Below are 10318 nucleotides of genomic sequence, written 5' to 3' on the forward strand. Positions count from 1 at the left end.
CCTACACCCCACACCCTACACCCCACACCCCGCCCCAACGGGGCTTGGTCAAGTTTGAAGTTTGATTTACTCACTTCTGAGATTTTCTTCACTAGTTACAAGAGAGCGAATTAACTCCCGAATTACATCTGTTGCTGGTCTTCCCGTCATTGAGCAGTATTGTTCAAGTCTAGAAGCTTCACCTGATGTAAGATTTATCGTCATTCGTTTAACAGCCCATTTCTTATTCACGGATTTAGACAAGCTATAATTTCAAACTACTCTTCTAATATCTGCTCGTTAAGCAGTTAATACAATGATATAAACAATGAGATTCAATTCAAGAAGTGATGAAGAAAATGCTATATTTTGCTAACTAGCAGTCAAGAAGTAAATTAGATTTGAAAATATGAAGTTAAGCTGTTTTGGATAGAAAAATTGTGTTGATAATATGAAAAATATATTAATTTACCTCAAGATAAAATAAGTATTCAGATAAAGTTGCTCAGAGAGTCTGTTCATAAGTTGTTTAATCTTTCGGTACTGGATATTGATCGAATTTCTGCATTAATTCCAGAAGTTCTTCTTGGCTTGGCTGTCGCCCATCTTTTGTCAATTCAGCTAATCCCTGAAAATATTCTTCGCGTGAATCGGCAGGGCAAAATAAGATTAAGAGTGTTGAGCTAGTTGTTCCAGGGTTAGAAAAGCCATGTGGAGTGTTTTGTGGAACTAGTATGAACGTTTTTGGCGCAGCATTCACCCGTTGTCGATCGAGAACGAGTTCAACTTCACCTTCTACCACATAGAACATTTCAGTTAATTCCTTGTGGATGTGAGGACTGGCTCCTTCAGTACCTGGCTCCATTACAAATTCAAATAATCCAAAATGACCGTGTGTGTGTTCGCCAGTTACTTTAAAAGTACAAGTACTTGTGCGAATTTTTACTGATTCGCCTTCACCGGGTTGCAAAATAATTGGTAGTGACATAAATATCCTTGCGATGCAACTGACTAAGTTAACTTACCCAAGCCGCAGTGTTTGAGTATTCATATCGATGGTGATTTCATTCGTTGTTCAAAACAACATCCAATAGATATAAGTCAAAGGTGAATTACATCAGGTGCAAGCAAACTCACACCCAACGCCTGCATAAGCACAGACGCTCAAAGTTGAGCTAATTTTCTCCTTGACATTTTTGCAATAGAGAAAGATTAAGTTTCTATGTATTAATTAGTTGCATAAATAGTAATGCTGATACATATGAGTGAATAGAAAATACAAGTTTACCGTAGATACTGGTAAAGTATAATGAAAAACATCACAAAGTGGCTTTTAGGTTTGGCAATTGTCCCTGCAAGTTTGGTATTGGTATCTAGTCATGCTAAAGCCAGTCAAGTTGCTGGTGAGTGGTTTTTTGGTCTGTGGGATTGTAATATTGACGGGAGACCAGCCAAAATGCAATGGAAAGTAGTAGATGACCCACAAACTTCTTGCAATGGCAATATTTGCTCTACTACTTCAGGTGTGCGTCTGGTCGGGCGGTTTAGCGATAATGGTAGTGCGTGGGTTCCTTTAGGAAAACGTTTTTCCAGCAGGCAAAGACAGGATTTAGGTATTCGTTATTTAGGTGCAGAGCAAGATAATTGGTATCTCAGATACAACAATCGCACTAAGATTGCAGATGGATGGACAACATGGCGGGGTAATCGCTACCCATTACAATGTCGCAATCGCAGATGAGATTTCTGCAATGTTGCCCTTGAATACTATGATATTGTTTGAGGGCAGCTTGGGCATGGCTGTAGTTTTGCACAGTCAACTAATATCATGTTCGGATAATTACTTATGATAAAAGTAGGAATAAAAACGATGAACTATGCCGAAACGAATTAGTATAGCCAGGCATTTAGATATTGCTGAGTTAGAACAGCTTTACCGTCAGGGGAAAGACCCAGTAGAAAGTCACCAATACCAGATTATATGGTTACTAGCACAAGGAAAAAAGACGGAAGAAGTAGAAGAAATAACAGGCTACAGCAGAACATGGATATACGCATTGGTTAAACGGTACAACAAGTTTGGTAGAAGTGGAATTGGCGATCGCCGCAAGGAAAATCAAGGCGCAAAGCCGTTAATCTCCGACAGACATCAAGCACAGCTATGGCAAGCTTTACAAGAAAACGCGCAAGATGGAGGACTCTGGAATGGGCGAAAAGTTGCGGATTGGTTAAGTGAAGTGACTGGAATAAAGATTAGTAGATATAGAGGGTGGGAGATATTACGGGAAATGACTTTTAGGCTACGAGTACCTCGTCCATCTCATACACAAGGCGATCCTTTTGAGCAAGAAGCCTGGAAAAAAAACTAGCTACAGAAGTTGAAGAACTCAAAGTTAATTACCCAGATGCAGAAATTCAACTTTGGTGCGAGGATGAACATCGTTTAGGACTCAAGCCAATTATTCGACGAGTTTATGTTCCTGAAGGGGAAACACCAATTGCCAACGTCAATTGGAGGTTTAAGTGGTTGTGGTTGTATGCTTTTGTACATCCCCAAACTGGAGAAAATTATTGGTGGATTCTCCCTTATGTCAACACTGAACTATTTAATCAGGTTTTAGCTGATTTTGCCTCGGAATTTGAGTTAGGCGTTAATAAACGCATTCTTTTAGCTATTGACCGAGCTGGATGGCATACCAGCAAGAATTTAAAGATTCCAGAAGGACTGCATTTAACATTTTTACCATCTCATTCACCCGAATTACAACCGGCAGAAAGATTGTGGACTTTGGTTGATGAACCAATTGCCAATAAAACATTTGAGACACTTGATGATTTGGAGGAAATTTTATTTCATCGCTGTCAATCTTTGCTTCAACAGCAAGATTTGATTCAAGGGTTAACTGGTTTTCACTGGTGGATTAAAATTGGGGCTTAATCGTAAGTGATTTACCGAACATGATATAACCAGTCAGCAAATTTGGCTGTTGTTATCTGACTTACAGTTGGAAAACTCAGCCGAATAAAGAGTTTGAGTAAATTTAGGGCAAGCGATCGCATCCGTGGTTTTTATGCTCTAATACTAGAGCGTGGCTGATTTATATTGCTGGGAAATCCTAGCAACAGAGGCTTAAAACTCTTGGTTTGCAACCATTCAAATTAGCATTGCTTTGCATAAGCTAACTCAGTTTCAATCAACTTTGCACCTGCTAGATTAACGCCACTCAAGTTGCACGAGTGAAAATTTACTCCTGTTAGGTCTGCTAGTGCCAAATTCGCTCCTGTTAAGTCCGCATTAGTAAGGTTTACTTGCGTTAAATTTGCCTTAACTAAGTTTGCTCCTCTCAAATTTGCTTGAGCTAAGTTCGCTTGATTGAGGTTTGCGCCTGTCAACTGTGCTTGGCTTAGGTCTACTCCTCTCAAATTTGCTTGAGTTAAGTCTGCTTGAGCTAAATTGGCTTGAGTTAAGTCAGTTTGGCTAACCTCAGCCATAGTCAACTGTGCGTAACTGAGGTTTATCTGACTCAGCTTTGTTGATGCGAGTTGGGCACATCTTAAGTTAGCGTTAATAAAAATCCTTTCTCCAATTGCATAACGCCGTAGAAGTTCATCAGTTTTTAATTGAACTAACACAGCTTTTTCAGCACCTTGATAACACCATCTAGCTTCGGATAATTTGGCAGCAGTATCAACAGCAATTTCGTCACAGTTGGCTACGACCACACCATTGCAACCATCCCACTCACCGTCAAGCATCAGGGCTATTTCATTAGCCGCAGCAATTGAATCAAATAGTAAAACAGATTCTTTCTTTTGGTTAAACCAGCGATTCAAACTAATTAATTTCATATTTTTCATCACCTTTAGAAATTGATTTTGAGAATAATCCCGATCTTGATGGTTTTACATAGTACTATTGTATGCATTTTATAAATTCATTCCTCCAACTCCATTGCAGATTTCGGCTGACCTGGAAGCAATGGTTTAACTACTGCTATACTTAACAATTTTTTGGGAATCATATCATGTCCGCTTAGTTAGTTATAATTCCCGCATCTATGCAAATACCAGGAAACCCTCTTTCCCCCTGCCCCCTGCGGTCTAAATGATAAGTCTTTAGGCGGACACGATATAATTTGGCAAGTTCGCGCTATGAGTTTTCAATGTGTTTTAGCCATGCAGTTGTCATAAATTTGCCATAAAGCTGTCAATCTGATATGAAATACTAAGATTTCCAATAATAAAATTAAGTTGTTCAAAAATTTTGACACCCGACCTCGACTGCTGATTTCGATTGGGATATCGTTGTTAGCTTTAGTACTAATACCTCATGGATTGCACTTAGCAACGCGGATTCTCTGTGCTTGGAACGTGGGAATTGACTTGTTTTTATTCTTGACTTTGTGGAAGATGGTCTTGGCAACATCTGTTAAGATGCGTCGCTATGCTCAGTATGAATATGAGGGTCGTTTGGGCATTTTTACGATAGTGATTGCGGCTGCTTGTGCTAGTGTCTTAGCCATTGGATTTTTGCTCGCAGATAAAAAAGGAATACCCCAAAATATCCTAATACTGCACGTCTTCCTTTCAATAATGACGATTGTCGGTTCTTGGGTATTGGTACACGTATTATTCGCGTTGCAGTATGCACACAGTTATTATCGTAATAATAGTGATGCTGATGATGCTCAAGAGTCTGGAGGTCTAGATTTTCCTGACGAGCGTGACCCAGATTACTGGGACTTTTTATATTTTTCTTTTGTAATAGGCATGACTAGCCAAGTTTCAGACATTCAAACAACGTCGCCTGGTATGAGACGATTAGCTTTGATACATGGAGTACTATCTTTCTTTTTCAACACCAGTATTTTGGCTATGAGTATTAATATTATTGCATCGCTGATTTAGTAGCGATCGCCACTGCTACTGACCGATTGACAGTTGACCATCAAATGGGAATCATTGGTTATATCTGAACTGGGGTTAAATGAGGGGTTAAGGTAGGCATCATGTCTTAGCTAAAACAAAAATTAAGTAGTAGAGCGTAAAAGCAGACTGCTTGCATTTTATTATGGCTTCGTGACTTTCCGTAAGAATCCAACGGTTGATGATGCTCGCAAGCAAAGTTTGTTACTGTAAGCTTTGAATTAATCTACCTACCAGGTGACCGTGATGCGTGGTCGAACAGCCCGCTTCTACGCTTTCTTGTCGATTGCAGCAGCAGTCGTCACTATCGCTTTAAAGTTTGGGGCTTACCTATTAACTGGGTCAGTAGGTCTGCTTTCAGATGCAATTGAGTCGTGTGTGAATCTCGTAGCAGCACTGGTGGCGCTATGGGCATTAACTTATGCTGCCAAACCAGCCGATGCAGAACACGCTTTTGGGCATTCCAAAGCTGAATACTTTTCCAGTGGTGCAGAAGGGATGTTGATTGTAGTGGCAGCAATCATCATAGCAATCGAAGCTTGGGGACGCTTGTTGCATCCAGAACCGCTAACGCAGATAGGATTAGGATTAACGCTCTCACTTTTGGCAACGGCAGTCAATGGTGTTGTGGCTTTTGTCTTGCTGCGGGCGGGACGACGGTTACGTTCGATTACGCTCAGGGCTGATGCTCACCACCTGTTTACCGATGTGTGGACTTCAGGTGGTGTAGTACTCGGAATTTTTCTAGTCAAGGTAACAGGCATTCTAGTGCTTGACCCAATTATCGCTCTGTTAGTAGCAGCAAATATTGTCTGGACAGGATTGAATTTGCTGCGAGAAACTGGTTCGGGGCTACTAGATGCTGCCTTGCCCAAAGAAGAAATTGACATAATTTCCACAATTCTCAACGAATACAAACGCCAAGGTATCCAATTTCATGCGCTACGAACTCGCATTGCTGGAATGCGTCGGTTTGTTTCCTTCCATATTCTTGTACCTGGAGTTTGGACAGTACAGCAAGGGCATGACTTATGCGAGGCAATTGAGCTTGCTATTATCCAGGCATTGCCTCTAACCAGTGTAACAACACACTTAGAACCTTTAGAAGACCCTACCTCTTGGAACGATCTAGAGTTGGAGCGAACTCAAAAGCAGCAGGTGGAAAATAATAAATAAGCTGTCGCGCCTTTAATTTGCACATCTTTTCGTGTTGTCGTAGAGACGCGATTAATCGCGTCTGTACAATAGAAGGTCTAACAATTCTTCGTAAGACACTGCTTATCAAATGGGTAGTTCAATAACGAATTCTAAACCTTCACCTAGCGTTGAGTGATAATATAGTTTGCCATAATGATTGTTAACCACAATTTGATAAGCAATCGATAAACCTAGCCCTGTTCCTTTACCTATGGGTTTCGTTGTATAGAAAGCATCGAATATTTTGGTTTGCTCTGTTTCATTAATTCCTGCTCCATTATCTGCAATTCTGAGAATAACTTGCTCTCCAATTACCTCTGTTTTAATCCGAATCACACCAGGATTTTGGGCAATTTCCTGAAAATTATGATTTTTCTGTGTTTCTTCAATGGCATCGATCGCATTACAAATCAAATTCATAAAAACCTGATTAATTTCACCTGGATAGCACTCAACCAGCGGCAAATTTCCATATTGTTTGATTAGTTGAATAGCAGGACGATGAGCATTTGCCTTGAGTCGATGACCAAGAATTAATAGTGTATTTTCTAGTCCTTCATGCAGGTTAGTCAGTTTCTTTCCTACCTCTCTATGGCGAGAAAACTTATTCAAGGATGAGACAATTTCGGTAACGCGATCTGTACCAATTTGCATAGATTGGATAATTTTAGATATATCATTTAATAAATAATTCAAATTGCTTTTTTTGATTGCAGTTTGAATTTCATCAGGTGGATCTGGCAGATAGTTTTGATAGAGTTTGAGTAAATCAACTATCTCCCAAACATACTGTTCCAAAAAATTTAAATTACCAGCGATAAAATTGATAGGATTGTTCACCTCATGGGCAATTCCTGCTGCTAGTTGACCTAAGGTTGCTATCTTTTCTGCTTGAATGAGTTGGGTTTGGGTTTTTTGAAGTTCGACGTTTTTGGCAATCAAAGTTTTCGTCAAATTTTTGAGCTTCAGGTGATGTTCGAGCCGAACTAATACCTCTTCATGTTGAAAAGGTTTGGTAATGTAGTCTACAGCTCCTAATCGGAATCCTTTCACTTTTTCGGCAGTTTCGGAAAGGGCAGTCATAAAAATGACAGGAATATCCTCAGAGCGAGGATCGTTTTTTAGATGTTGGCAGGTTTCAAATCCATCCATACCCGGCATCATCACATCAAGCAAGATTAAATCGGGCAAACGATCGCTGTTTAATTTCTGAAGGGCTTTTTCACCGCTGCGAACTGCCCAAACTTCAAAGCTAGACTCATCCAAAAAGCTGGATAAAACTTGTAAGTTAGTAGGATTATCATCAACGAGTAAAATAATTCCTCTCGCAGGTTGGCGATCGCAAAAATGCTTTTGATCTGGTATTCTTACTGTCATACTGTTTCTACTTCATATTGATTCAAGAAACTGAGGATTACATCTTCGTCAAATTGCCTTGCTAGTTGCCGCAGTTGATTAGCAAAGGTCGCAAAAGTCGGATCTGTTGCCTCTAGTCGGTCGGCCCACTTGAAAATGGCATTAAAGTTACCTATGTTCGCTAATGCGATCAGTTCTTGCAACACTTCGGCAGCGGGAAAAATCAATAAATCTGATTGGCTATCCGTTGTAGCCGAGTTATTAGTTATTTGTTTGTCAGACTCAGACTGCTTGTGAATCCATATCAAACCTAAATGGCGTTCTAATTGTTGTAGTAATTCATCTGCCTGTACGGGTTTGCTGAGAAAGTCGTTACCGCCTGCTTGCAGACTGCGATTTCGGTCGGTTTCAAAGACACTAGCAGAAGAGACGATAATTTTGATGTCTTGGATATCTGGGGTGCGACGCAGACGTTGAATCAATTCAAAACCGTCCATTTCTGGCATCAGTAAATCTGTAATCACCAAATCTGGTTTGAGGGCGATCGCTTTTGCTAAACCTTCTTGACCGTTGGTAGCTTCGGCTACATTGAAGCCCAGTGGTTGCAGCAGGTTTGTAATGACTGTGCGATTCTCCCAGCGATCGTCCACCATCAAAATCGTGCGCGGACTATCCTCAAATCCAATAATTTGTCTTGCTGATGCAGCCATTGCTGACTGTACCCATTCGCTGGCTTCTGGTATTTCCAACTCAAACCAAAAAGTGCTGCCTTGACCAACCTGACTTTTGACATGGATATCGCCACCCATCATCTGTACCAACTGGCGAGTGATGGCTAAACCCAGCCCTGTGCCTTCGGTCTGACGCTTTTTCTCGCCTACTTGCTCAAATGGCAAGAAAATCTTGCTCAATTCTGCTGCTGCTATACCAATTCCTGTATCTGCAATCCAACAGCGAATGCAGTATTTCTGCGTCTGCCCTTCACACGAAGGTAGAGCGATCGCTTCAATTTTGAAAGTGACTTGACCCTCATCTGTAAATTTAATGGCATTCCCCAGCAGGTTCAACAGTACTTGACGCAACCTTTTGACATCGACATGAACTCCTGTAGGTAAATCATCCGCAGGTTCATAAACAAACAAAATATCTTTTTGTTCTGCCCGAATTTGGCAAATTTCCGCAATTCCTTGCAGAAAAGACGGAAAATGAGCGTCATGGGGATGCAGTTCTAATTTGCTTGCTTCAATTTTCGACAGATCCAATATGTCATTAATTAAGGTGAGCAGATGAGAACCACATTGTTCAATGATGTTGACATGATATTGCTCTCGTTCTGGTAAACCTTTGGAACGCAGCAAAATTTGAGCGCAACCCAAAATGCCATTCAAGGGTGTTCGCAGTTCGTGACTCATGTTGGCTAAAAATTCGCTTTTGGCGCGGTTTGCTGTATCAGCCGCTGCTTTAGATTTTTTCAGCTGTGTTTGTTCAAATGCTTGCACTTGCCACAAGACAGTAATCATGGTAACTGTCAGTCCTCCTACAATGAGGGCGATCGCATCGAGGAATTGCAAACGAGATTCAATATTTTGGCGCGGAATCACCAAAGCTAAAGACCAATTAGCTTCTTTTAATGGAACATAAGCAACATATTTTTTAGTGCCGTCAATTTCCATCAACTCAATTCCCTGTTGTTTGTGTACCATCTGCTGGGCGATCGCATTTAAATTACGATCTGCGATTTTTAGCAGACTAGGTGCAGGTTTTTCTACCGTTGACATTAAGGCTGTGTCCGGATGGACGATTGCTTGTCCTTGGGAATTGAGGGCGAAAGCATAGCTTTTCTTGCCGTAGCGCAGCGAGTTGACAACCTTAGTAATGCGATCGACTTTCACACTGCCGTGAAAGACTCCAATTGGCGAACTATTAGTCCCAGAATTGGGCCATATTGGGGTGGCGATCGCAATTAAAGGAATTCCTGTAGAACGGCTGATAAAAGGATCGGAAATATTGCTTTGTCCTGCTAATGCTTTTTGAAAGTAGTCTCTGTCCTTAACATTTTTGTTTGACCGACCAACCTGAGTATTAGAAAACGAACCATTCAAAATAGTTATTTGAAAAAAGAAAAATTCATCGATCCGCTTAACTTCTGCCCGTAAATATGGTTCTGCTACAGACCAGTTCAAGGAACGTACAGTTGAAGTATTAGCGAGGGTTTCTACCTCCACCTTGCGGACGTGTAACCACTCTTCAATTTCATTAACTCCTCTTTGCACCTCTTGAAAAGCACTTTGTTTCAAATCTGCTAGCGCCATGTTGCGAGCAGCTAGATAGGTACAATAAGCGGAAATACTTACAATAATAGTCGTGCCACCAAGAATAAATCGAATCAATAAATTTTGTAAGTAATTTTTGTTGTTATAGCATTCCGAGGGACTTGAGCTAGACCCGATCAAAAGCTTCATACTTTGAAAACTGCATCAGTAATAATTAGAAGGCTATTTTTAGATTGCCCAAGAAATTATTAATAATTAAAGCTTTTGTAGTAAAGTTCAGCCCTGGTTTTATACAACTTAAATGCTCGTTAAGTTAATAGACAATTGAAGTGGAGAAACTAATAAGCTAAAGCGCATTTAATTTTCAGAAATATTTATAGTGGTTGTTGACCGCTGACTGTTGACACTCAACAGTCAACTTTGGTCAAGAATAGGGTGTGGGGTGTGGCGCAACGGGTGTAGTGAAGACTGCATTGGAAGAGGCTTGGAACCCCCACCAATACTATCGTCTTGAAAAGCTTAGGATTGTATCCCAAGGGTGGTTGGGGCTATCTCTTCCCCCACACCCCACACCCTACACCCTACAC

Annotated in this window: 8 protein-coding genes and 1 pseudogene; 4 read left to right on the forward strand and 5 right to left on the reverse strand. The window is 40.7% G+C overall.

Annotation, left to right across the window (positions count from 1 at the left end):
* Positions 1-66: 66 nt before the first annotated feature.
* Positions 67-204 carry a CopG family transcriptional regulator gene (locus I8752_RS37505; protein WP_225895791.1) on the reverse strand — a complete coding sequence of 46 codons (138 nt, stop codon included), beginning with the start codon at positions 202-204 and terminating at the stop codon, positions 67-69.
* Positions 205-508: 304 nt separating this feature from the next.
* Positions 509-967 (reverse strand): cupin domain-containing protein, encoded by a 459-nt coding sequence (locus I8752_RS20630; RefSeq protein WP_214434164.1) that lies wholly within the window; start codon positions 965-967, stop codon positions 509-511.
* Positions 968-1288: 321 nt separating this feature from the next.
* Between I8752_RS20630 and I8752_RS20635 the strand changes: the two genes are divergently transcribed.
* The gene (locus tag I8752_RS20635) at positions 1289-1720 is read left to right on the forward strand and encodes a DUF6006 family protein (RefSeq protein WP_214434165.1); all 432 of its coding nucleotides are present in this window, start codon (positions 1289-1291) and stop codon (positions 1718-1720) included.
* A gap of 136 nt (positions 1721-1856) precedes the next feature.
* Positions 1857-2917 (forward strand): annotated as a pseudogene (locus tag I8752_RS20640) (IS630 family transposase).
* A 221-nt stretch (positions 2918-3138) separates the two neighbouring features.
* Here the strand turns inward: I8752_RS20640 and I8752_RS20645 are convergent.
* On the reverse strand, positions 3139-3828 hold the full coding sequence (locus I8752_RS20645) for a pentapeptide repeat-containing protein (RefSeq protein ID WP_214434166.1): 690 nt from the start codon (positions 3826-3828) through the stop codon (positions 3139-3141).
* A gap of 402 nt (positions 3829-4230) precedes the next feature.
* On the opposite strand from I8752_RS20645, the gene I8752_RS20650 reads away from it, so the two are divergent.
* Together I8752_RS20650 and I8752_RS20655 are read left to right on the forward strand one after the other, a co-directional pair.
* Positions 4231-4887 carry a DUF1345 domain-containing protein gene (locus tag I8752_RS20650; RefSeq protein ID WP_225895792.1) on the forward strand — a complete coding sequence of 219 codons (657 nt, stop codon included), beginning with the start codon at positions 4231-4233 and terminating at the stop codon, positions 4885-4887.
* Positions 4888-5151: 264 nt separating this feature from the next.
* Positions 5152-6081, forward strand: a complete 930-nt coding sequence (locus I8752_RS20655) for a cation diffusion facilitator family transporter (protein WP_214434167.1) — start codon at positions 5152-5154, stop codon at positions 6079-6081.
* Positions 6082-6186: 105 nt separating this feature from the next.
* Here I8752_RS20655 and I8752_RS20660 read toward each other — a convergent pair whose 3' ends face one another.
* Positions 6187-7479 (reverse strand): sensor histidine kinase, encoded by a 1293-nt coding sequence (locus I8752_RS20660; RefSeq protein ID WP_214434168.1) that lies wholly within the window; start codon positions 7477-7479, stop codon positions 6187-6189.
* A complete protein-coding gene (locus tag I8752_RS20665; protein ID WP_214434169.1) occupies positions 7476-9920 on the reverse strand; it encodes a hybrid sensor histidine kinase/response regulator in 2445 nt (814 codons plus the stop codon). Before I8752_RS20665 ends, I8752_RS20660 begins: the two co-directional genes overlap by 4 nt.
* Positions 9921-10318: the final 398 nt, after the last annotated feature.

The sequence above is a fragment of the Dendronalium phyllosphericum CENA369 genome (genome assembly GCF_016056275.1).
Taxonomy (GTDB): domain Bacteria; phylum Cyanobacteriota; class Cyanobacteriia; order Cyanobacteriales; family Nostocaceae; genus Dendronalium; species Dendronalium phyllosphericum.